This is a genomic window from Runella zeae DSM 19591 (genome assembly GCF_000423565.1).
GTDB lineage: Bacteria > Bacteroidota > Bacteroidia > Cytophagales > Spirosomataceae > Runella > Runella zeae.
Map to the genome: position 1 here is coordinate 251,285 of NZ_AUIF01000011.1, position 23,514 is coordinate 274,798.

The 23,514-nt window shown below is 39.3% G+C and carries 18 protein-coding genes; 9 read left to right on the plus strand and 9 right to left on the minus strand.

Annotated features, from left to right (window positions below):
- Window positions 1-186 precede the first annotated feature (186 nt).
- The 3 genes from G563_RS0104595 (at window position 187) to G563_RS0104605 (ending at window position 4,792) form a co-directional block, all read left to right on the plus strand.
- Window positions 187-1,860: an Ig-like domain-containing domain gene (locus G563_RS0104595; RefSeq protein ID WP_157585068.1), complete on the plus strand. Its 1,674-nt coding sequence runs from the start codon at window positions 187-189 to the stop codon at window positions 1,858-1,860.
- Window positions 1,861-2,420: 560 nt separating this feature from the next.
- A complete protein-coding gene (locus G563_RS0104600) occupies window positions 2,421-4,259 on the plus strand; it encodes a tetratricopeptide repeat protein (RefSeq protein WP_051210762.1) in 1,839 nt (612 codons plus the stop codon).
- A 65-nt stretch (window positions 4,260-4,324) separates the two neighbouring features.
- Entirely contained in the window at window positions 4,325-4,792 is a 468-nt protein-coding gene (locus tag G563_RS0104605) for a phosphoglycerate mutase family protein (RefSeq protein ID WP_169579713.1), read from the plus strand.
- 1 nt (window position 4,793) lies between these two features.
- On the opposite strand, the gene mraY is transcribed toward G563_RS0104605, so the two are convergent.
- The 3 genes from mraY to G563_RS0104620 all read right to left on the minus strand — a co-directional run bounded on the left by mraY (window position 4,794) and on the right by G563_RS0104620 (window position 8,852).
- Window positions 4,794-6,008 carry a phospho-N-acetylmuramoyl-pentapeptide-transferase gene (mraY, locus tag G563_RS0104610; protein WP_028664276.1) on the minus strand — a complete coding sequence of 405 codons (1,215 nt, stop codon included), beginning with the start codon at window positions 6,006-6,008 and terminating at the stop codon, window positions 4,794-4,796.
- Window positions 6,009-6,113: 105 nt separating this feature from the next.
- Window positions 6,114-6,629 carry a hypothetical protein gene (locus tag G563_RS0104615; protein ID WP_157585070.1) on the minus strand — a complete coding sequence of 172 codons (516 nt, stop codon included), beginning with the start codon at window positions 6,627-6,629 and terminating at the stop codon, window positions 6,114-6,116.
- Between the two features lie 117 nt (window positions 6,630-6,746).
- Window positions 6,747-8,852 (minus strand): ComEA family DNA-binding protein, encoded by a 2,106-nt coding sequence (locus G563_RS0104620; protein ID WP_229598444.1) that lies wholly within the window; start codon window positions 8,850-8,852, stop codon window positions 6,747-6,749.
- Window positions 8,853-9,060: 208 nt separating this feature from the next.
- Between G563_RS0104620 and G563_RS0104625 the strand changes: the two genes are divergently transcribed.
- Window positions 9,061-11,634 carry a phosphoenolpyruvate carboxylase gene (locus G563_RS0104625; protein ID WP_028664279.1) on the plus strand — a complete coding sequence of 858 codons (2,574 nt, stop codon included), beginning with the start codon at window positions 9,061-9,063 and terminating at the stop codon, window positions 11,632-11,634.
- Window positions 11,635-11,677: 43 nt separating this feature from the next.
- On the opposite strand, the gene G563_RS0104630 is transcribed toward G563_RS0104625, so the two are convergent.
- The 4 genes from G563_RS0104630 to asnS all read right to left on the minus strand — a co-directional run bounded on the left by G563_RS0104630 (window position 11,678) and on the right by asnS (window position 15,428).
- The gene (locus tag G563_RS0104630; protein ID WP_028664280.1) at window positions 11,678-12,598 is read right to left on the minus strand and encodes an aspartate carbamoyltransferase catalytic subunit; all 921 of its coding nucleotides are present in this window, start codon (window positions 12,596-12,598) and stop codon (window positions 11,678-11,680) included.
- Window positions 12,599-12,684: 86 nt separating this feature from the next.
- Window positions 12,685-13,554, minus strand: a complete 870-nt coding sequence (locus G563_RS0104635) for a bestrophin family protein (protein ID WP_028664281.1) — start codon at window positions 13,552-13,554, stop codon at window positions 12,685-12,687.
- 3 nt (window positions 13,555-13,557) lie between these two features.
- A complete protein-coding gene (locus G563_RS0104640) occupies window positions 13,558-13,878 on the minus strand; it encodes a DUF3467 domain-containing protein (RefSeq protein WP_028664282.1) in 321 nt (106 codons plus the stop codon).
- Between the two features lie 98 nt (window positions 13,879-13,976).
- Window positions 13,977-15,428, minus strand: coding sequence for an asparagine--tRNA ligase (gene asnS, locus G563_RS0104645; RefSeq protein ID WP_028664283.1), 1,452 nt, complete (start codon window positions 15,426-15,428; stop codon window positions 13,977-13,979).
- Between the two features lie 209 nt (window positions 15,429-15,637).
- Here asnS and G563_RS0104650 point away from each other — a divergent pair, with 209 nt between their 5' ends.
- Entirely contained in the window at window positions 15,638-16,285 is a 648-nt protein-coding gene (locus G563_RS0104650; protein ID WP_037325870.1) for a response regulator, read from the plus strand.
- Here the strand turns inward: G563_RS0104650 and G563_RS0104655 are convergent.
- A complete protein-coding gene (locus tag G563_RS0104655; protein ID WP_028664285.1) occupies window positions 16,282-18,099 on the minus strand; it encodes a tetratricopeptide repeat-containing sensor histidine kinase in 1,818 nt (605 codons plus the stop codon). The two genes, G563_RS0104650 and G563_RS0104655, sit on opposite strands and share 4 nt — an antisense overlap.
- Window positions 18,100-18,112: 13 nt before the next feature.
- Window positions 18,113-20,152, minus strand: coding sequence for a tetratricopeptide repeat-containing sensor histidine kinase (locus G563_RS0104660; protein ID WP_028664286.1), 2,040 nt, complete (start codon window positions 20,150-20,152; stop codon window positions 18,113-18,115).
- A 267-nt stretch (window positions 20,153-20,419) separates the two neighbouring features.
- On the opposite strand from G563_RS0104660, the gene G563_RS0104665 reads away from it, so the two are divergent.
- The 4 genes from G563_RS0104665 (at window position 20,420) to G563_RS0104680 (ending at window position 23,451) form a co-directional block, all read left to right on the plus strand.
- Complete coding sequence (locus tag G563_RS0104665) at window positions 20,420-21,490, plus strand: MFS transporter (RefSeq protein ID WP_028664287.1); 1,071 nt, start codon at window positions 20,420-20,422, stop codon at window positions 21,488-21,490.
- A gap of 14 nt (window positions 21,491-21,504) precedes the next feature.
- Window positions 21,505-21,678 (plus strand): hypothetical protein, encoded by a 174-nt coding sequence (locus G563_RS37900; protein WP_157585072.1) that lies wholly within the window; start codon window positions 21,505-21,507, stop codon window positions 21,676-21,678.
- A gap of 2 nt (window positions 21,679-21,680) precedes the next feature.
- Window positions 21,681-21,986, plus strand: a complete 306-nt coding sequence (locus G563_RS0104675) for a hypothetical protein (RefSeq protein WP_028664288.1) — start codon at window positions 21,681-21,683, stop codon at window positions 21,984-21,986.
- A 145-nt stretch (window positions 21,987-22,131) separates the two neighbouring features.
- On the plus strand, window positions 22,132-23,451 hold the full coding sequence (locus tag G563_RS0104680) for a hypothetical protein (protein ID WP_028664289.1): 1,320 nt from the start codon (window positions 22,132-22,134) through the stop codon (window positions 23,449-23,451).
- The last annotated feature ends 63 nt before the right edge of the window (window positions 23,452-23,514 follow it).

The following is a 23,514-nucleotide window of genomic DNA, read 5'->3' on the forward strand; positions in this document are numbered from 1 at the left end:
ACACATATCTCGCATATTTAGTTTCTGGGTACTCTTCATTTAAGATAAGACACAACACACTAAATAAACTTGAGAATACAAAAGGACAAAAAACGATTATAATATCCATCTTTAAAAGATGTTAATTTGCAGGGGCTTTACAAAGCCCCTTTTATTTTTGTCAAAAAATCAAGCCATTCATATCTTATGATAGCATCATACAAACGTCCCAATAAAGTCTCTTATCTATCTTACCTAAGAACTTTTTTTACATATACAGCCATCTACTTTCTACTGCAATCTTGTGCTCAATCGGTTTCTCCTACAGGCGGCAAAAAAGATATAATTCCTCCTAGTCTTATAAAAAGTACTCCTGTCCATAAACAAACCAACTATCGTCAACAAACCGTAGAACTGGAGTTTGATGAATATATAGTGGTGGAGAATTTACAACAAAAGCTCCTCATCACGCCAGATGCAGGAGAGTACAACTCAAAAGTAAAACCCACCGGATTACGAATTACATTTAAGCAACCCCTCGACTCGACTACTACCTATTCATTGGCATTTGGCGATGCCGTCAAAGATTTTAGCGAAAAAAATCCAGCTAAAAATCTCCGACTTGTTTTTAGTACAGGCCCGATATTAGACTCAGCTTCGGTCTCAGGAACCGTCAAGGATTTGTTTACTGATAAACCTATGTTGGATGTTTTGGTAGGACTTTACCCCCATACCGATACACTCAATATTGAGAAAATGAAACCCAACTACTTTACTCGCACTGATAGTTCGGGTAGGTTTAGCATTGAAAACATACACCCCAATTTTTATAAACTAATCGCTATCGATGACAAAAACCGCTCTTTGACCTACAATTCTAAGGCTGAGAGAATAGCATATTTAAGGGATAGTATCAAAATTTTTGATTCTACGCAAATCTCAGGCGTTTCACTGAAGCTATTTTTAGCCAATACTACCCCCTCAAAAGTGCGAAATACGCAGCCTAGAACCAATTATTACTCTGTAAATTATGATAAAGGATTTGTGGATTATAAAGTAAAATTTGACAATCCCGAAGACTCTATTCCGCATTTTCAAGCAGGAACCAATGAACTAAAGTTCTATAATACCAAAAATAAGAAGGACACCATCTTTACCAAGATAATCATAAAAGACTCTCTGGGTATCCCGTTTGAACATGTCCAAAAAATCAAATTCCGAGAGAGTAGGGGAGGAGGTAAAAATGCTGACAGTAACCGAGACCCCTTCGAAATGAAAACGAATTTTAAAGAAGGTGAAGAAATAGAACCCCGTTTGGTAAATCTAAAGTTTACTTTTACGAAACCCCTTCAACTAGCCAAACTAGAGCAATTGGAGTTTTATAGTGATAGTACTAGAGCCGAAAAAGTGGCACTTACCGACTATAAATGGGAAAATAATAATACTATACTCTCGCTTTCAAGGCCTATTAGCGCACGAAGAGAATTTAAAATTATCATTCCCAAAAACACCTTTATCAGTGTTGAAAACGATACTATCGCTGCTAAAACATATAAGCTGCCTATCATGGATGAAGAAGACTATGGAACACTAGAAGGAGAAATAAAAGGAAGTAATGATAATCTTATTGTGGAACTTCTAGATGATAAGTATGAAGTAGTCAAAAGAATCATAGGGCAAAAGTCTTATAGCTTCACCTATTTGAAACCCGCCTCGTACTATCTACGAGTCATTGTGGATAAAAACAACAATGGTCGATGGGATTCAGGAGACATCAAGCAAAAAACCTTAGCTGAACCCATCATCTTTCACCCTGACGAGGTCAAAGTGAAGAAAAATTTTGTAATGAGTGGGATAGATATAGACTTATCCACAAAATAATTCACAATTATCACATTGTGTGGATAAGCTATTTAGGGTTTTGGCTCACTATTTGCAAAACGTTTAAAAAGGAGGATATTGATATAAGGCTGTGAAACTACATTTTCACAAAAAATCAAAAGTTGCGGAAAAAATGTGAATAATAATGTGGATAACTATACAAACAGTGGGTAAGTTGGTGGATAAGTACTCGCACAACTTGTAGATAACCTTCAAAAGGTGTGGATAAAAAGTTATACACATTCAGACTGTTTGTAATCCCCCCCTTTTTACACACATTTTCAAGGTGTTTTAAACAGTAAAAAACGTGGATAAACAATCTTCCACAGCGTTGATAAAAATATCCACAATCCACCAGTAATTGTGAATATTTGCATATATTCCTGAAAAACAGTAATTTCAGTTGTGGATAAAAATAAAATAACGTGGATAAACCTCTCATTTATTCACATATTCGTTTTAAGGTAAAGTGGAAAACTAGTTGATAACTTTATTGTCCACATATCCACGCCGGTAATGAACTTTAATAGTTTTAAAAATTAAATATTTAAGTTATTAAAATGGGTGCAAGAAAAGTGTGTATAACCTCGCTCTATCGCTCAGCGTGCTTATTAGGAATTTTTTCACTTTGGAGTTATACAAGCAGTCTTGCCCAAAGTGATGCAGATTTGGCTGATGCGTATTTCCAAAAAGGAGAATGTGACAAAGTGGTTACGCTTTATCAAAAAGTGCTGCGTAAAGACTTCAACAAAATTTATTTGAGGAGATATGTGAACTGCATGATCAAATTGAAAAACTTTGAAGAAGCAGAAAAATTCTTTAAGCGTCAGCAGAAGGCTGACGAAAAATTTGGGTACTTATACACTTTGTATTGGGGACGTATGCTTGAGCAAATGGGACAAGTGCCTGCCGCTACTCTCAAATACCAAGAAAGTATCGCTCAAGCTCCACCTAAGGATATTAATGCCTATAAGGATCTTTCGGAAGAATTTAGAGAAATAGACAACACAGAAGCGGCTATCAACGCCTTACTCAAAGGCAGAGACATGGCAGGAAACGACAACCTCTTTAAAATGGAGTTGGCGGCTTTGTATGCACAAACCGGCAAAACAGAGCAGATGATTGAGGAGCTTTTGAGCTTAGGGGTAGTGATTCAAAGTAAAGAAGTGATTCAAAACTATTTTCAGGATTTTTTAAGAGAAGAAAAAGATCAAGCCAAGTTTGAAAAAATTCTTTATGAAAAAATTCAAAGACAACCTAACGAAACTTTCTATGCTGAAATGCTCATTTGGTTTTTGACTCAAAAGAAACAGTTCAGTAAGGCATTTATCCAAGAAAGAGCGCTAGATAGACGCCTCAAATATAACGGAGCAAAAATATTTGATCTTGGAAATTTAGCTTTACAAAATAAAGACTATGGAGCTTCTATACAATCGTTTGAATACATTATCAAAGAATATCCCCAAGGACAGCTGTACCCTTATGCAAGGCGTATGGTCATCGTGGCAAGAGAAGAACAAGTCAAAAATACTTTTCCCATTCAGCAAGCCGCTGTAAGAAAACTGATTGAGGACTACAAAAAACTACTGGGAGAATTAGGTCAAAATAATCGTACCCTTGATGCCATGAGAAGCATGGCCAATCTGTACGCTTTTTATCTCAACGAAAAAGATACGGCCACAGTCATTTTACAAAATGCGATTAAAATTGGCAGAGCTGAAAGTGACTTCATTGATAAGTGCAAATTGGATTTGGGGGATATCTTTTTGCTTAAAAACGAACCTTGGGAATCGACACTGTTATACTCTCAAGTCGAAAAGTCTCAAAAAGAAACCCCACTTGGTTACGAAGCTAAGTTAAGAAATGCCCGACTCAACTATTACAAGGGGGATTTTGCGTTGGCAAAAGACATCTTAGATATTCTAAAAATGGCAACTTCTAGAGAAATTGCCAATGATGCTGGCTCATTGAGTTTGTTGATACAAGATAATACGGGTTTAGATACCTCAGAAGCTGCGATGAGAGAATATGCGGCAATAGACCTGTTGCTTTATCAAAATCAAACTACGGAGGCGTTAGCGGCCTTAGACCAGCTCTTCAAAAAATACAAAGATCATTCCTTGGCCGACGAAATATTGTGGCTCAAAGCTCGGACCTATGCCAAAATGGGTGAACATCAGAAAGCGGTGGATAACTTACAGCAAATTGTGGAAAAGTTTCCATCAGATATATTGGCAGATGATGCCTTATTTATGATGGCAGAGCTTTACCAAAATCGTTTTAAGGATAAACAAAAAGCAATGGAACTTTACCAAACTATCCTTGAAAAACATCCTGCGAGTATTTATGGGGCAGAAGCCCGAAAACAGTTCCGACTTTTGAGAGGAGATTCTTTATAAAATTCGTTATGACTAAAAAAACATTAAAACTCCACCTTTCTATACTCATATCAGCACAAATAGTAATGAGTAGTTGCTATAGATCCACTTTCTATCTAGTACGTCATGCAGAGCGGCTAGATCAAAGTGAGGATACGCCTCTCTCCGAAGCAGGAAAAAAAAGAGGAGAAGACTTAGCACTACTATTGAAAGATAAAAAAATTGACTCCGTTTTTGTGAGTAAGTACCAAAGAACCTTACAAACGGCACAGCCACTACTTAATGAGCTGAACCAAAAAGCGGGCGTTTATGAAACCAAACCAGTCACGATAGTAGCAAATCGTTTAAAAAAACTGAAAGGTAAAAATGCACTGATGGTAGGACATAACAACAATGTCATCGAAACAGCAGTAGCATTAGGGGCAAAACCCACCCTCAAAAGCATTGAGCATACAGACTTCGACAATCTTTTGATAGTCAATATAAAAAGAAGGCTGTTTTGGGAAAAAGTAAGCCTCGTTGAAACTACTTATGGCCAAAAAACATTACCATAAACTATCGTAACTTGAGGGTAACCAAAGTCGCTATCGCTAAAATAATCCCAATAATCCAGAAACGAGCTACTATTTTAGCTTCATGGTAACCTTTCTTTTGGAAATGATGATGTAGAGGCGACATCAAAAAAATACGTTTACCTTCGCCATATTTTCGTTTTGTGTATTTGAAGTAGCTGACCTGCATGATTACCGACAGAAGCTCGGCAAAGAAAATACCACACATGATAGGGATAAGGAGTTCTTTCCTGATTGCCAAAGAGATAACCGCAATCACCCCCCCGAGCATTAGACTTCCTGTATCTCCCATGAAAACTTGGGCAGGGTAGGAGTTGTACCATAAAAAGCCAATACAGGCGCCTACAAAAGCAGCAATAAATATTACTAATTCGCCTGAATTAGGAATATACATGACGTTGAGATATTGTGAAAAGCGGGTATTACCTGATATATAAGCCAATACGCCTAGTGTAAGAGCTATAATAATGGACGTCCCAGCCGCTAAGCCGTCGATGCCGTCGGTGATATTGGCACCATTGGAGACGGCAGTAATAATAAATACAGCCATTATGGTATAAATTATCCACGTATAGCTATCTGGTAATAATCCAAAAAGTAGATTGGAATAATCGAATTCGTTGTTTTTAATGAACGGAACCGTCGTCGTAGTGGGATTAATGACATCGCTATATCTTTGAATTTCGCCAATGGCAGTGCTAATGATAGGCTTGTCATATACACGAATCTTAACATGCTGGTTGAAAGACAATGTAAGCCCCACAATCAGTCCTAAACCTACTTGCCCCACAATCTTAAACTTACCTTGGAGGCCTTCTTTATTATTTTTAAACTTCTTTATATAATCATCTATAAACCCGATTAATCCCGTCCATACAGTCGTAATAATCAATAAGACGATATACACATTGGATAATTTTGCAAAAAGAAGTACCGGGATAAGCAAAGACGCAATGATAATAAATCCACCCATGGTAGGGGTTCCTTTTTTCTCCATTTGTCCCTGTAATCCCAAATCACGGATAGTTTCGCCGATTTGTTGACGACGGAGAAAATTAATGATGCGACTACCAAATATTGCTGCAATAAGAAGAGAAGTAACAGTAGCACCTAAAGCCCTGAAAGAAATATATTGAAATACTCCTGCACCAGGAAAGTTGAATTCTTTGTCGAGAAATGAGAATAAGTAGTAAAGCATAATGAAAGATAAGGTTAGGCTAAACTAAAAAACGCCTATACTTTGCACACAAGGGGGCAAGTATAGGCATTTTTAGTAAAATTCAGAAAAATCTATGTAAAGGAATTACTCAGCTAGGTGGAATGCCATCTTTACTTCCTCATAATCACTCATGTTGACGGGTGATTTTTTTACTAACGAATTAGGAATCAGTATATAACGATACTGTTGGTTTTTGGTAGGGTTAAATCTACCTTTCAAACCTATCGTCACGATTCTCAAAGAGGAAGAGTTGGGTAATGTATAATCAAAACGCTGTTCGGAGCTATCGGTATTCAATGTAAATGGAAGGGTATGTATATCGTCATCGATTTTTGAGTAAACATAAAGTTGATTGTTTTCTAGTGTACTACTATTGATTTTGATTTGATTGATTTCGTAAGAACGAGCCGGTAATCCAAACACACTAGTACTTACCCAGTGATCTACAGGAATCCAGTCAGAAGCAACAACATCCGTAGTATTTAAATCTAGAAATGGCTGAGAAGTTTTAGGAACTGCTAAGCCTGTACAATTGAGCATCCAGCCCAAAAGAAAAAACACTACTACACTTAATAATCCAAAGGAGTAAAATCTTCTCATAAGCAGACAATGTAATATTGACCTATATCGGGGTAACAGTGTTTATATTTACAAAATTTATGCCAAAAAGATAATAGAGATAAATCATTGATAATAAGTGAGAAATAATATACTTTTTTATAATTTATATCTCAATTGGAATTTTAACTCTGTACGGTGAGAACTGTCTATTTCGTCTACGTATGAGCCTATTTTGGCCCTTTCGGGCATGGTTGTACGTGCTATCCTTAGCCATAAATCTAACTTACGATAAGGCGTATATCGTAATAGGATATAATTTCTAAAACCCCGTTCATAATAAACAGGCATGGAAATTGCATAGAGGACATCCTTCTCTACAGCGTACTGCCGAGCATCATAACTATCTGTATTGTAAGATGAAATTCTACTACTTATCGAGATTTTACGCCAAGTTATAGCGATCTCTTGAAAAATAAGCCATCCTTTGTCAACAGGAAAATCTCGATAACTAAATAAGCTCCCTTGAATGCGAGTACGAAGCGATATTACTTTATGGGGTGTATATTCGGCATTTAAAATAAGATTTTGACGAGTAGTTTGACTTATAAAATTTTGCTTGGACAGACTAGACGGTATATTTTTTTCTTTTCTTTCATGCCTAATTACCCCATACAAGGCCCATCTTTTAGAAGGAGTCCAAGTGGTTTGAAAAAGTACATCATATCCGCTACTGTTTTGTTTATCAACCAAATATTTATACCAACCGAACTTATAAACATCTATATACGTACCTATTTTTAGTTTTTTGTGAATCGTATATTTTAGTCCTACATAGAGCCCTGTCTCATTGATATTACGACTATTTTCACCAAAACTATTGGCATAAAAACTATGAAAATTCTTATCATAATGCCTAAATACAGTTGTTGCGTCCCAACGTTTGCTTAGACTTGCAAGCATACCCGCTACCGCCCCAATACCACTACTTTTTGAACGTGCTATTTCGCCAAAAAAATTAAAATTCTGCCATAAGTAATTTCCATGACATCCTACTACTAGGTTGTCTGTTCCCGAAAATTCATATTCATTACGAATGGCAGAGGCTCTCTTGAGAGGGGTATCAAAGTGGGTATACAAAAAACTAACCCCTAATTGTCCACGGGTAGAGTTGTACCATAAATGGGCACCCGTGTTTTGTTCTACCGTATTGGCTCGGTATTGTAATTCATTAGGAATTCGATGAAGACCATCTGTTTGTAAAGAACTAACGACGGTCTGGACCGTAGAATCATCTTGAACCTCACTGAGATTACCACTACGCATTGTACGAGAATATACCATAGTGAGAGATAGTTTTTTGTGCAGCGCATAAGTAGCGGAGATACCTCTCAAAAACCCTGCTTCCGTAACAGAAGTGTAGGGTTTGGCACCCACAGTTGGCCGTCGAACGGTATATACTGTTTCCATACCTTTTCCCAAAGAAAACCCAGCGGCAAAAATTAAACCTTGTCCTACCTGCAATTGGTAATCACCAATAATTAAATTTTTGAGCTTGCCTCTATTCTGGATTTGGGCATGTACCGAAACAAAGTCAGCCCCGTATTTGTATTTTGAAGGATTCCATTCGAAGGCTTCTCCTTCATCTTTTTCGAATGTAAATCCAAAACTAAAATCTCGTGATCGACTATATCGATAGCGTGCATACCATTGTAAGTTACTTCCTTCAAACTTCTGCAAAGTACCATCGCGAGACTTAGGAGCATTCGGGGTTGAGCCTCTTTTGGTTTCGAGTAGCTGCTCCGTACGAAACAAAAAATAATGATCTGAAGGATTACTGATACTTTCCCAAATTTTTTGATTTGGAGAAGAAATTCCTACAAAAGGCAATATTTTATAAATAGTAGGTAAGTCAAAATCCGCAATAGCTTGTAATTCATAAATGGATATAAATGGACCAAGTTGAATGCGGTATTCAAAAAAATGATTAAGTTGCCTTTCATTGAGTAAAAAAGTCGCCGAAAGTTCTTCGCGAGTACAAGTGTTTAGGTCGAGAGGTGTAGCGTAAAGTTGGATTAAATTTTCGGCTACTTCGTTATAGTTAATATCATCTCCTTGAATTGGTAATAGATTTTGAATAAAGCTATTGACATCAATTTCACGGCGAATAAAATCTTGATTATAGCCTTTCACACAAGTCAATACCATACAAATGGTGCTGCCTAAAGTATTAATGAACAGATATTTAATTTTGCGTATATACATATACTAGGTCGTTTGCAAACCATTAAACACCCTTGAGTTTAAAGATAGAAGATAAGCTCTATTTGGAATGTATTTTGGATAAAAAGTCACATGTAGATTAGAATTTTTATCAAAAAAAAAGCACTATGATTGGTGATATTTCTTGAAAATGTACAATTTTTTGTTTTTATTCGCTTTTCATTACCCACCTTTAAATTAACAACCCACAATGCCCAACGTATATCAAGATGCTGTTGTGACGAAATATAATATCTTCAACAGCCTATTTTTGAGTCTGCCGTTTCAGGACATTTTTCGGACAGGTACTTTATTACCGCTGCTAACCCAAGCTAGTGAAGAGGGGTTTGAAGCAGGGAAAAGCCCTCAGCAGATTATTGAGTCTTTTTTCGAAGAATATATCGAGCACGCTACTGAGCATGAAAGAAAAGATTTACTCTTTAATTTTATTAAATTTATTGAGCGTCAGGTAGTATTGTTTGATTCGGTGGAAGATGCAGGATTTAACCAAACGCACGATTTGAATGGACAAGGCTCTATCACTCAGCTACTCAATCGCGTGGATAGTGAAGATTTACGCCAAAAATTACTGAAAAAATTAGATGATTTTTGTGTCAGAATTGTGCTAACAGCTCATCCTACTCAATTTTATCCTGGAAAAGTACTGGGAATCATTACTGATTTGGAAGAGGCAATCAAAGACAATGATTTTGTGGCAGTCAACAACCTGTTGCTTCAATTGGGAAAAACTGGGTTTATCAATAAAAATAAGCCTACACCTTTCGATGAAGCATTGACGCTTGGCTGGTTTTTGGAAAATGTATTTTATGACGCTATTCCTGCTATTTTACAAAAACTACTGAGAGGTCTTAATATTCCTATTAATGAATGGCCTCATACTCAGTTGTTTAGATTAGGGTTTTGGCCAGGAGGAGATAGAGACGGAAACCCCTTCGTGACCTCCGATGTCACCCTTCAAGTAGCCGACCGTCTGCGCCAAATTTTGTTAAAGTGCTATTGGAGAGATATAAAATATCTTAAACGCCGCTTGACTTTTGAAGGAGTCGAGGAAATAATTGCTAATGCTGAGCGTAAAACCAATAACGCTATTTATTATCCTGATCAAGAACATTATGCTTCGGCCGATGAGCTTCTTGACGATTTGCAGAAGGCACGCGAGGTACTGGTAAAATACCACGATAGTTTTTTTGTAGATTCGTTAGATGATATTATCCTCAAAATCAGACTATTTGGATTCTTCTTTGCGAGTTTAGACATACGCCAAGTCAGTCCAAAACATACCTTAGCCTGGCAGGAAATTCTCAATAAAATTGAAAAGCAGATTCCAGTTTTTACTTATGCTGACTATGAAACTTGGGATGAGAAAAAGAAAATTGAGTTTTTGTTGTCGTTGCAAGTAGAAATAAACGAAAATGATTTTCAAGACCCCATCGCCCGAGATATTTGTGGGTCGATGTTGGCGATTAGAGAGATTCAACGCCGTAATGGCGAAGCAGGAGCCCATAGATATGTGATTAGCAATTGTGGTAGTGCTTTGAATGTAGTAGAAGTATTGGCGTTGATGAAGAATGTGTGGAAAACTACCGAGATAAATGTGGATATCGTGCCTTTGTTTGAAACGGTAGATGATTTGGCAGGCGCGGCGGAAGTGATGCAGCAGCTTTATGAGAATCCATTTTATCGCACTCATTTGGCCAAACGAGGCAATCAGCAGACCATCATGGTAGGGTTTTCGGATGGTACCAAAGATGGAGGCTACCTAAGAGCTAACTGGTCGATTTTCACGGCTAAAGAACAACTTACAAAAATATCAAGAGAATATGATGTAAAAGTAACCTTCTTCGACGGTCGTGGAGGGCCTCCGGGTCGTGGTGGTGGAAACAACCACGCTTTTTATGCATCACTAGGGAAAGATATTGAAGACAAGGAAATTCAACTTACAGTACAGGGCCAAACCATTAGTTCAAATTATGGCACCGTACCCACGGCAATGTATAATTTAGAGCGACTTTTTACCGCAGGCCTAGAAAACCATCTTTTTACGTCCAAAAGTACCAAAGATCAGCTTTCTGAAACTGACAAAGCTTTGATGGAAGAACTTGCTGATGTGGCTTATGAAGCTTATTTAGGGCTTAAAAATCACCCTACGTTTGTACCTTACCTTGAAAAGATTACTCCTTTGCGTTTTTATGGGCAAACTAAAATAGGAAGCCGTCCTGACAAAAGAGGCAGTGGTGGTGGCCTTAAATTTGAAGATTTGCGAGCGATTCCGTTTGTAGGGTCTTGGGCTCAAATGAAACAAAATGTTCCTGGTTTTTATGGATTTGGGTCAGCGCTCGAAAAACTTAAAAGCGAAGGAAAAATGGAAACATTGCGGCGGCTTTATAAACGCTCTTTGTTTGTGCGAACGCTCGTCGAAAATTCAATGCAATCTTTAATGAAGGCGTATTATCCTGCTACCAAATACCTAAAAGAGAATGCAGAGTTTAGTACTCTTTGGAACATGATGTATGAAGAATATGAGCGCAGTATCAAATTGATGTTGGAATTTTCGGGGGAGCAAGAATTGATGAATCAAAACCCGGTGACCAAAGATTCTATCAAAGTTAGGGAAAGAATCGTATTGCCTTTAATGACGATTCAGCAATACGCCCTTCAGAAGCTTCAAAGCGGAGAGGTATCGCCTTCAGAAATAGAAGTTTATAATAAATTAGTAATAAGAGCAATGTTTGGCATCATCAACGCAGCTCGAAATTCGGCTTAAATCTAAAAGTGAGGTAAAGGAGTTCTTCTACCTCACTTTTTTGCTATTGTTGGGCGAGCAAATACAATACAGCCATCCGCACTGCTACGCCATTTTCTACTTGATTCAGAATGATACTCTGACGCGAATCGGCGGCATCTGAAGTAAGCTCTACTCCCCGATTGATAGGACCTGGGTGCATCAATACAATATCGTGGTCTACTTCATCCAGCATTTTCTTATTGATTCCAAAGTACAGCGAATACTCCCTTAGGCTGGGGAAATATTTGACTTGAAGTCTTTCAAGTTGAATACGAAGTACATTGGCCACATCACACCATTGAAGCGTTTCTTTTACATTGTGGCTTACTTCTACGCCAAGAGAAGAAATATATTTCGGGATAAGGGTAGTGGGGCCACATACTCGGACTTGTGCACCTAATTTTTTCAAACAAAATATATTGGACAGTGCTACTCTGGAGTGTAAAATATCTCCAATGATGGCGATTTTTTTGCCAGCCAAATCCCCAATCTGCTCACGGATAGAAAATGCATCTAAGAGAGCTTGCGTAGGGTGCTCGTGGGTACCGTCGCCGGCATTGACGACATTGGCGGATATTCGTTGAGAGAGATAATGAGGCGCTCCAGGGCTGCTATGACGCATCACTATCATATCTACTTTCATCGAAAGGATGTTGTTGACAGTATCGAGTAGCGTTTCTCCCTTTTTAACAGAACTTCCCGAGGCCGAGAAATTGACAACATCGGCCGAAAGTCTTTTTTCGGCTAATTCAAAAGACAGACGCGTTCGGGTCGAATTTTCAAAAAAAACGTTTGCGATCGTTACATCTCTCAGCGATGGTACTTTTTTTATCGGACGATTGATGACGTCTTTGAATTGAGTCGCGGTATCTAAAATACTGTAAATGTCTGATTCGGTGAGGTTTTTGATGCCCAAAAGGTGCCGTACAGAAAGTTGTGACATAGTCAGAAGCACAAAGAAAGTTTTGCAAAGGTACAAAACCCTGCAAGTTTGCGAAACAAACACTCAGAAAAACCTTTTAGAAAGGATTATTTAAGAATCTCACTAAGGTTGTCGTGAATGGTGTTATAAATAGTATCCGTGGGAAGGTCATTGGCATCGGTGCCAAAAGGGTCTTCAATTTCTTCCGCTAGTACTTCAATACTTGCAAAGACATAGAAGATGATAGCGACAATAGGAACAGCCCAATATTTGAATTCAATCACGAATCCAATGGGCATGGTAAATACATACAAGAAAATGACTTTTTTTAGAAACAAGCTGTAGGCATAAGGGATAGGTGTACGCTTGATGCGCTCGCAAGCCCCAATGTTATCGGTAAAAGAACGAAGTTCTTCATTAAGGATGAAAAGTTGGTCGCCTGTAATCACTCCCTTTTGATAAAGCTGATGAATCTCTTCATAAATTGCCCCCATGATTTGATTAGGGACGTGTTTCTTTTGGTTAAAAAAATGGGAGTTATACTTCCCGATTTGTTCTAGTTCGTTTGTATTCACGCCCGCCCGAAGGTGTTCTTTGGAAGCATAGACATAGTTGCTGATCAAAATCCGAAAAACTTGGCGTGTATGATTATCTTCTTTGGGAAGAAAGGTGTCTAGTTTCAAAGACAAGTTTCGAGAGTTATTCACAAAACTCCCCCAAATTTTTCGGCCTTCCCACCAACGCTCGTAGGCGGTATTGGTACGAAATACCAGTAGCATTGATAATACAAATCCTACGAGTGAATGTACAACGGTGGTATTTTTGAAAGAAGCGTGGAATATGTCATTTTCTATATAAGCGACTACGCCAGTATAAGCAGCAACTCCAAGGATACCCGGTAATAAAAACATAAAGGTATCGCTTCGGTGGAAGGCAAAGATAAGTTTCCACCAGTCTTTAGGATTATAAGTAATCATAGATTAAGCTTCGCCTATGGGACCTCCAAAATTTACAAATGGAAAATCTGGATCTTCGGCCTGTCTTATATCGCCGTGGTTGTCTTCAAATTTGCGAATGTTATCTTTAAGAGCAATCAGTAAACGTTGAGCATGTTCAGGGGTTAAAATAACTCTCGCCTTTACTTTAGCTTTGGGTACACCAGGCATCAAACGAATAAAGTCCAGAATAAACTCAGTATTAGAATGGGCAATCATCACTAAGTTTGAATACACACCCTCGGCCATTTCTTCCGAGATTTCAACGTTGATTTGTTGTTCGATTTCGTTTTTATTGTCTTGCATGGGATTCACTGTAATTGGTATGTTGGCAAAATTAACTAAAAAAAGCACCTTCGTCATGAAAGTGCTTTTTGTTTATGAATAACTTTAAAAAAAGTAACTTAAAACTCGGCCGATTTGGGCGTACGAGGGAAAGGAATCACATCGCGAATGTTGGTCATACCTGTCACAAACAAAATCAAGCGCTCAAAACCAAGCCCAAAACCCGAATGCGGTGCTGTACCAAATTTACGAGTTTCCAAAAACCACCACATCGATTCGGGTTCGATACCCACTTCGTGCATTCTCGTAACCAGTTTGTCGTAGTTTTCTTCTCTTTGGGAGCCACCAATGATTTCGCCAATGCCCGGAAAAAGTACATCCATTGCCCGAACCGTTGGGCCAGGTTCTAACTCATTAGGCTCGTTTTGTTTCATATAAAACGACTTGATAGCCCGTGGATAATTGGTCAAAATGATAGGTTTTTTGAAATGTTTTTCTACCAAAAAACGCTCATGTTCTGATTGCAAATCGATTCCCCATTCTACCGGATATTGGAATTTCTTTTCTTTGTGAGGTTTTGATTTCAACAAAATGTCGATTGCTTCCGTATAGGTAATGCGCTCAAAAGAATTATCTATCACAAAACGCAGTTTTTCGAGCAAAGGCATCGAGCGTTCGTTTTGGGGTTTTGATTTTTCTTCTTCTTCGAGGCGTTTTTGTAAAAAAATCAAGTCTTCTTGGCAGTTTTCGACGGCATACCGAATCACATATTTTACGAAGTCTTCGGCTAGGTTCATGTTGTCTTCCAGCTCGAAGAAGGCCATTTCGGGCTCAATCATCCAAAACTCTGCCAAGTGGCGGGTGGTATTGGAGTTTTCGGCACGGAAGGTAGGACCAAAAGTATAGATTTTTGACAAAGCCATCGCACCCAATTCTCCCTCTAACTGACCTGACACGGTAAGGTTGGTTTCGCGGCCAAAAAAGTCTTCTTTGAAGTCAATTTTTCCTTCTTCATTGCGCGGCAATTTTTCTAAATCAAGGGTCGTCACCCTAAACATTTCGCCCGCACCTTCGGCATCGGATGCGGTGATGATAGGCGTATGGAGATAATAGAAGCCGTTGTCGTTGTAATATTTATGAACTGCAAATGCCAATGCATGACGAATACGCAATATCGCACTGAAAGTATTGGTACGTGGCCGTAAGTGGGCTATCTCTCGTAAAAACTCCAGAGAGTGCTTCTTAGGTTGGAGAGGATATACTTCAGGGTCAGCGGTGCCGTAGACAAGCACATCAGTGAGTTTGACTTCTACGGATTGCCCCGAACCTACCGATTCTACCAAATTGCCAGTCACTTTCACACAAGAACCGGTCGTAATCAATTTGAGGGTTTCTTCGTTGATTTGGCCTGGTTCGGCGACGGCTTGGATATTATTAATGGTAGAACCGTCGTTGATAGCAATAAAAATAGCGTTTTTGCTTTCGCGCTTAGTGCGTACCCAGCCTTTGACCACCACTTCGCTGCCTACTTTGGCTTCGGCAAGAATCTGTTTAATCTGTATCGGACCCACGTTTATAAATGATATAAAAATTAAAAAATCTTATGACTACTACTTCAATAGTGGGTTTGAACTAAATCACACAAAACCATCAAAAGTAGTAAGGGCTGCAAAATTAGGGTTTTAATACGGTTCGGCAAAGAGAGAAAGGTTTTGAAATCAGGCTTTTGGGTTTTCAAAATCTTATCTTACTTTTGATTAACCCTAATCGTTTATGAAAAATGTCTATTCGTGTACTTATAACTGACGATCATCAGATTGTTTTGGACAGCCTTTCTCTCTTGATTTCTACGATTCCAGCAATGGAAGTAGTCGGAACACTCAATGATAGCCGCAAGGTTTTGGGTTTTTTGGATACCCACGAAATTGATATTTTAGTAACGGATTTGAGTATGCCGTATTTGTCGGGGGTAGCACTTACGCTTCAAGTGCGTCAAAAATTTCCTAATCTTAAAATCTTGATGCTCACCGTTTCGGAAGATGCCGACAATATCCGACAGGCGTTTCAGGCGGGGATTTCGGGCTATGTGATGAAAAAAGCAAACCGTGCCGAGCTAGAAAGAGCGCTCACCACTGTAGCAAGAGGCGAGAAGTATTTTAGTGAGGCTGTCATGAAAGAATTGCTAAGCCCGGCTTCTTTAGCTGCTACTTCCAACGAAGAAATTCCGAGTGAGCCTATTGCTGTGACGGCTCGCGAACTCGAAATCATAAGGTTGATAGCCCAAGAACTTTCAACTTCAGAAATTGCGGAGCGGCTTTTTATCAGCGTAGGTACAGTCGAAACGCACCGCCACAATATCCTACGAAAATTGGGGGTAAAAAACGCAATAGGTATTATCAAGTATGCTGTAAAAAACAAATTGGTTTAGGCGGGTACTTCTATACTTATTTTGGTGCCAACCTTAGGTTTTGTATCTAAAGACCAAGTTCCCTTCAGCGATTCTACCCGCGCACTTATGTTACGCAAACCTACCCCCGTTGGATTGTTATGAGTAGGCATTCCGACACCGTCGTCGCTGACAGTAAGAAAAATCGACTGATTTTTTTCGGAAAGGCTTATCCATACTTTTTGGGCTTGAGCATGTTTCAAAACATTGTTTACCAACTCTAAAATAATACTGTAAAGCTGGTATTCGGTGGTGGGATTTAGGCGCGGTAAAGCTTCATCCACAATGAGATGAAACATGGTTTTGGTATTTAGATTAAGCTTTTCGATTAGTTTTTGTAAAGCTGTGGATAAACCTTCGGTTTCGAGTTCAGGGGGAAGTAGATTATGAGATATAAGACGTACATCTGCATATACATCCTCAAGGGTTTGGAGAATTCCGGCGTGAATTTTTTGGTCTGTTTCTGGATATTTAGAAGTATCAAGTGCTTCTAATCGCCACCTAAGTGCCGCAATTTTGGTATTTAGATTGTCATGCAATTCAGAAGCTACGCGCTTGCGTTCTAGGGTTTGTCCTTTCAGAAGTGCTTCTTCTATTTCTTTGTTTTTGATACTTAGTTGTTTGTTGGTAGTTTTTAACTTATGATTTGACCAAAACACAAAACCAGCCACAAAAAGCCCCAAAATCGAAAGCCCGATTAAAAAATTGCGCCATTGGATGAGTTTCTCATTTTCTAAATCACTGATTCTAAGTTGTTGTTTTTCGGCTTCGTACTTTGTTTGTAGTTCGGCATAAGCTTTCTGGACTGAAAATCGCCCAAGACTATCTTCGTGCATTTTATGAAGCTCATAGTATTTGAGGGCATTTTGGTAATCGCCCATTTGTTTGTAAGTTCGATAAATATAATTCTCAGCCCGTGATTGCATTTCTTTCCATCCCGACCTACGGGCATAATCTAAGCTAGCCTTGCGGTATTCGAGGGCTTTGGCATAAGATTGTTTTTGATCGTATATATCAGCCAAATCGGCATAAGTAGCAAAAATGACAACCCGATTGTTGTAAGATTTGGCTAATGCCAATGCTTTGTCGCGATATTGGGTGGCAAGGGCTTCATTGCCGAGTTTCATATATACATTGGCCAAACAATGAGGATTATCCGCTTTGAGGGTAGGGCTTGTGGTGTAGGGCATAAGCCGCTCTACTTGTTTGTAATAAAAAAGCGCTTTTTTATAATTTCTGACTCCGAATGGGTCATAGTAATTATAGTCTCCCAAGAAATCATAAATCCAACCGAGATTGTTTTTGTTGGTAGTAGCTTTGGCGTAGGGCAACGCCTCATATAAAAGTTCTAAACATTTGTTGGTGAGGCCATTATTGTTTAAAACAAATGCTGCTAATACGTACGTGTACGCTAATTCGTAAGGGTCTCCTCCTGCTTTTTTAAGGGTTTGAATGGCTTGATTATAGTGTTGAAAAGCTTCTGTATAGTTTCCCTTTATATCGTTGTATTTACCCAAAGCACGCTGATATAGCCCTATTCCCTTGGGCCACTCTACCGCTACTGTGAATCTTTTAAGAGAATCCAAAAACATCAGTTCACGTGAATCTCCTAAATTGATAGAGCGCTCCGTAAGAAGGCTCAAACTCAATACGATATTGGTATCACGATTTAGAGAAGGTTTTTGGGTGGATAAGTCATGAATATGGTGGATAAGGCTATCCAACAAGGGATTTTGTGCTTTTGAAAAGCCCACATTTAGCAAAAAAATAATGAAAAGGCATACGATTTTTTTCATGAAAAAGAAAAATCTAAATGGGAACTTCAATAGTGGCCTTGGTACCTACTTCTAGTTTGCTTTGAAAAGTTAACTTTCCCGAAAGAGCAGCTACTCTATTGTTGAGATTGGTCATTCCTATACCTTCTGATGGCATTTCTTCGGTCATTCCTATGCCATTATCGCTTACAGATAAGCAAGCAGCGGTATCGGTTTGGCTATAGCTTATCCACACTTCTGAGGCTTGAGCATGCTTGATGACATTGTTGATGAGTTCAAGTGTAATGTTATAAAGTTGGTGTTCTGTTTCGGAAGGAAGTCTATCAGAGGAAGGTTGAGCGATAAGATGAAAAGTAGTTTTTGTGTTGATATTGAGCTTTTCAACAAGTTTTTCAATGGCCGGAATTAGTCCCTGAGTTTCGAGCTCGGCAGGGAGCATATTGTGAGAAATAAGCCTTACGTCAGCATAGACGTCATTGGCCATATCAAGCAGTCGATTATAAATTTTCTTGTTGAAATCATTGAAATTTTCTTCTTGCATAGCTTCCAGATGCCACCGTACAGCGGCAAGTTTGGTATTGAGATTATCGTGTAATTCTGAAGCAACTCGTTTCCGTTCGATTCGTTGCCCCTTAAAAAGCGCTTCTTCTATTTCTTTGTTTTTAAGTTTTAGTTGCTGATTCTTGTTTTTAAGTTTTCGATTAGACCACATTACAAATCCCACCCCAAAAACGCCAATAAAAGAAAAGCCCAATAAGAAATTTCGGGTACGGGTTAGCTGTTGATTTTCAAGTTCTTGTATGCGTATTTTGTTGCCTTGTTGTTTTTTCTCAAATTCATAAGTCATGGACGAAACCGTAATTTTTTGGAGGGCTTCGTTGTTGAGCAAGCTATCTGCTTGGGTTTTGTACTGTTTAAAATGATGTAGTGATAGCTGAGGCTGTTTGAGGGCTTCGTAAGCTTCGGCTAATTGACGATGATATTCTGCTATTTCTCGTCGAAGAGGAGGGTCGGACTCAGAAGCCCATTCAATTCCTTCCTTGGCGTATTGGATCACACGCTTGTACTGTTTTTTTGCCAAGAAAATCTTTCCAAAATTAATTTGATTGAGATGGTCTAAAGATTCGTTGGAGTCGATTTGGCTTTTGTAGAGGCTATCGGCTGCTTGGGTGTATTTGAAGGCTTGGTCGTAGTTTCCCAAAAGAATATATACGCCTCCAATTCGGCCATAAGTGCGAGATAGGGCTTGTATGGTATTTGAAATGCGGTGAATTTGAGCAGCTTGTTCAAAAGTCTCTAACGCTTTTTTGTATTTGCCTTGCTTCTCAAAAATTTCGCCTTTTTGGCTCAAAACAAATGCTTTAACCCGATTGTCTGAAAGTTTTTCGGCTATTATTTCGGCTTCTTTAAAACAAGCAAGTGCATTTTCATAGCGACCTATGGTAGAGTAAAAACTACCCAAATTGGGAACTACCGACCGAAGAGCCATGATATTGTTGGTTTCTTCTTGAAGCTTACGGGCCTTGAGCATCAGGTCGATGCCTTCGGCATGCTTGCCGCTAGTGACAAGCAAAGAGGCCATTTCCGCATATACGTAGCCTTGCCAAGCTTTGTCGTTGATTTCGGTAAAAAGAGCCAAGGCTTTTTGAAATAGAGGTTGGACTTCGGCCTGTTTTTCAAAAAAGCTGGTATAAATCTGAGCCCGCCGAAAGTAAACTTGACCTTCCAACAATTTGTCGGGAATGGCCTTGGCGATTTCTAGTGCCTTATCCAAATGATTGTAGGCGGTTTTTAAGTCAGAAAGATATTCGTTTTCGATACGTACAAGTAATAGTCTTGCTTTCACTTCACCTTTCAAATCATGTATTTGTTGGGCTAAGGAGACAGATTGATTAGAGTATAGGCGAGATAGAGAGTCATTTCCTTGTAACCAGAAAGACTGCCCTAATTCATACAAAACGCTGATCTTACTTGTATCAGCCGGTAGTTTCCCTAAAAGGAGGAGCAAAGAGTCGGTTTTTTGGGCATATGCACAGATAGAAAGTATCCAAAAACAAAAGAACCACTTTTTCATAAATAAGTGTAAAAGAGTACATAACTTCATGAAAATAAGCACAAAACTTGAACAAAAACAAGCCAAAAACCCAAATATCTAGGTTTTCCTATAGCTAAAATACAGGTATGTATAGATTGAGAATGGAAGGTTTTGAAGTGATTTTTGCATGGATGATTCTACCAATAGTTTATAAAACCATAGGCTGTATGAATCAAGAGCCGTAGGAAGTATTTGTGAAAAACGTTCTTTTATTGGATATTTGGTAAGGTCTTGAAAATCATAGAAATGGAGCAAAAAAAACAGGGTATTTTAGAAAAGTCCCAAACGCTCATTTGGGCTTTAGGCATAGGGCATGGTTTTTCGGATGCTACCGCTGGCTATTTGATGGGTACTCTGGCTCAAGAAGTAGCTTTATCAGATGTAGCTTTGGCGGTAGTGATTTATAATATCATAGCTTTTGGAGGGCAGTTTCCCCTTGGGATATATCTCGACCGCCTGAAATACTATCGCAGTGCCGTTATTTTGGCTTTGGTGGGAATGATAATGGCCAGTATCTGTATGGGTTTTCAAATTTGGGTCGGTACGATTTTGGCGGGGGTGAGTTCGGCCATTTTTCATGTAGCAGGAGGAGGTATCACTTTGCGAAGTTTTCCGCAAAAAGCATCTTATATGGGTATTTTTTCAGCTTTTGGCGTATTTGGGTTAGCCCTGGGAGGTTGGGCTGGTGCCACTCAAGCGCTATGGATACAGCTGGTTTTAGTAGCAGGCTTGGGAATAGTGGCCATTTTGGTACTAGTTATCAAACTGCCCGAAGCATTACCTTTTGAAGTAGATACTCCCAAAACTACCTTCCTAGATACCCATGATTATTTGATGATTTTGTTGATGGTCGCCATTGCAGCGCGGTCAGCGATATGGAATTACATCCAACTTTTGTATAATCATCAATACGAGTGGTTGTTGTACATCGCATTGGCTGCGATGGTGGGTAAGCTTCTAGGAGGATGGCTCTCTGACCGTGTAGGGATGCGCCTGTATGCGTTGGTATCACTTGCAATGGCGATTGTGGTATTGTCGTGGGGGCATCGAAAATTGATATGGTTGATGATAGGAACAGGGCTTTTACAATCAATCACTCCAGTGAGTGTGATAGCATTACAACGTGCTTTTCCTCAATGGCCGGCTACTATGAGTGGAGCCGCATTTGGTTTGGCTATTGCATTGGGTGGAAGTGCGTCCGTTTTTTCTTTAGGAAAAAATCTGTTTTATCTACCTCCGCTTTTTATTTGGGGCATGGGGGTATGGCTTTTGTATTTCTATGCTTTCAAACTGCACAAAAAACTTTTTTCAATCTGAAAACACAATCAATCATGAAAAAGCTTTCCGTCTTTTTAGGATTAATGAGCCTGACGCACTTAGCCTTGGCCGACGTAGTAGAGCCTCCTACGGGAGCTCCTGTTTCGGATTTATTGTTGGTGGTGGGAGTGATAGCAATCGCGGCTTTGTTGTTTGTCCGCTATCGTCGAGCTAAGCACAAACAATAACAATGTGGCAAAATCTATTAAAAACATGGTTGGTAGAATTACCAATCCTGTGGTTGTTTTTGTATAAAAAAGACAAATTCCTTTCGATTATTGCCATAGGAGCTCTCATCAATGCTTCTACTTGGACTTTCCTTTCTTACTATTATTATCAGTTTGGTGGTAATATTTATCTTCTCGAAATATTGGTGGCTCTAGTGGAAGCGGTGTGGATAAGAAAACTGTGGGCTGTCTCCTGGCTCCTATCTCTTGGGCTAAGTTTTTTGGCAAATATCCTGAGTTTTGGACTTGCTTGGTGGGGATTTATTTGAAATTCAGTCATCTACAGGAAAACCTATATATTCTAAAATGTAGGTTTTCCTATATCCTAAATGTAGGTGATTCTGGATTTACGGGTGTTGTGTTTTGACGGAACTTTGTATCGTTAAATCACAACGGTAAAACCCCCTTACACTCATGGAACCCAACGTTTTGCAAACCGAGCACTTTAAAGCCAAAACTCATTCTACCGAAATACAAGATGAAGGTTTTTTCGCGGTGCTATTTGATATTACTAAAAAACACCCTTCTCTTTTTACCTGTTTTTTTCTGATTCCCTTTATTATTCTGCTTATATCACTGGGCCTAAAGTGGTATTATATTTTTTATGATACTTCGCATTATCTGACCGATTTCCAAATGCAAGGTAGTCAATGGACAGACTCGCGAACCTATTTCAGTGCGGGAATTGATAAATATATCCGTGAACTTGACATTGCGGGTCTTGTGGGAGGGATTGTTGGGATTTTTATCGGTTTGTTCTTGACCGTAACTACCGAAAAAATGAATCGCCAAAAAGAGCGTCTTAACCAACAAGAAATGGACAACATCAAGACGCAGACGGGATTGCTGGTGCAAGCCACCAAATCTCTCAACGGAATCATGATGGAGGTGAGTGGTAAAGTCAACGAAAAAGTCCAACTGATGGAGGGTACAAAGGATGTGTTGGAAGGTATCGATAAAGTAATAGACCTCTCTAAAGCCCAAGGCAACAGCCTGTTAGTACTTTCAAATACGGCCAAAATCGAGGCTATATCGCCATTCCGAATGGATTTGGTGGCCAAACACGCCGACCTCAAACCCCACGAGTTGCGTCATGCTACCCAATTTGACTATGGACGGAGGGCCGAGGCTCTTCTGAGAGATTGTACTGATGTAGAAAACAAACTCAAAGAAACGGCTATCTATCTCCAAAAAATAGGCAGTGGAGCGCGGGTAGAATTTGTGACACTCAACGACCAAAACGAAGGCTCAAGCCATGCTTTTTTGAAATACTTGGGCAAAATATTCAATGAACACGTCTCCGTAGAAACCTATCGCAGTGGAAGCAACGCTCCCTTGGCCGTGAAAGAGTCGGTGCCTCATCACAATCGCTTTATGATTGCGACCAACGGTCAGGAAGATACAGACGCCCAAGCTGTATTGATACGGCAGCTTTACAATCAACATTCTCAAGCCATGCGCGAAATGCAAGATTTGGGCGTGAGGGTGACGAAGGTAAACAAAACGTTGCCTATCCAATTGTTCATCAGTACTCCGCGCGAAAATACCCCCGGCATTCAGAAGAGCCTGTGTGTTTGTATTTTGGGAAGCGGCTCCAACTCTAGCGGCCGTGCTTCCAAACTAACGGCCTTTCTTACCGACGACCCTCACATCGTATCTTCTATGGTAGAGCTGTTTTATGATTATGAATCAGACGCTACACTCAACACGCGAGAATTTATGCAGAAGCTATAAAATGAAGCATATCGTGAAAAAATAACTTATCGTAAGCGATTTAGTCCACCATTTTATTTCTTC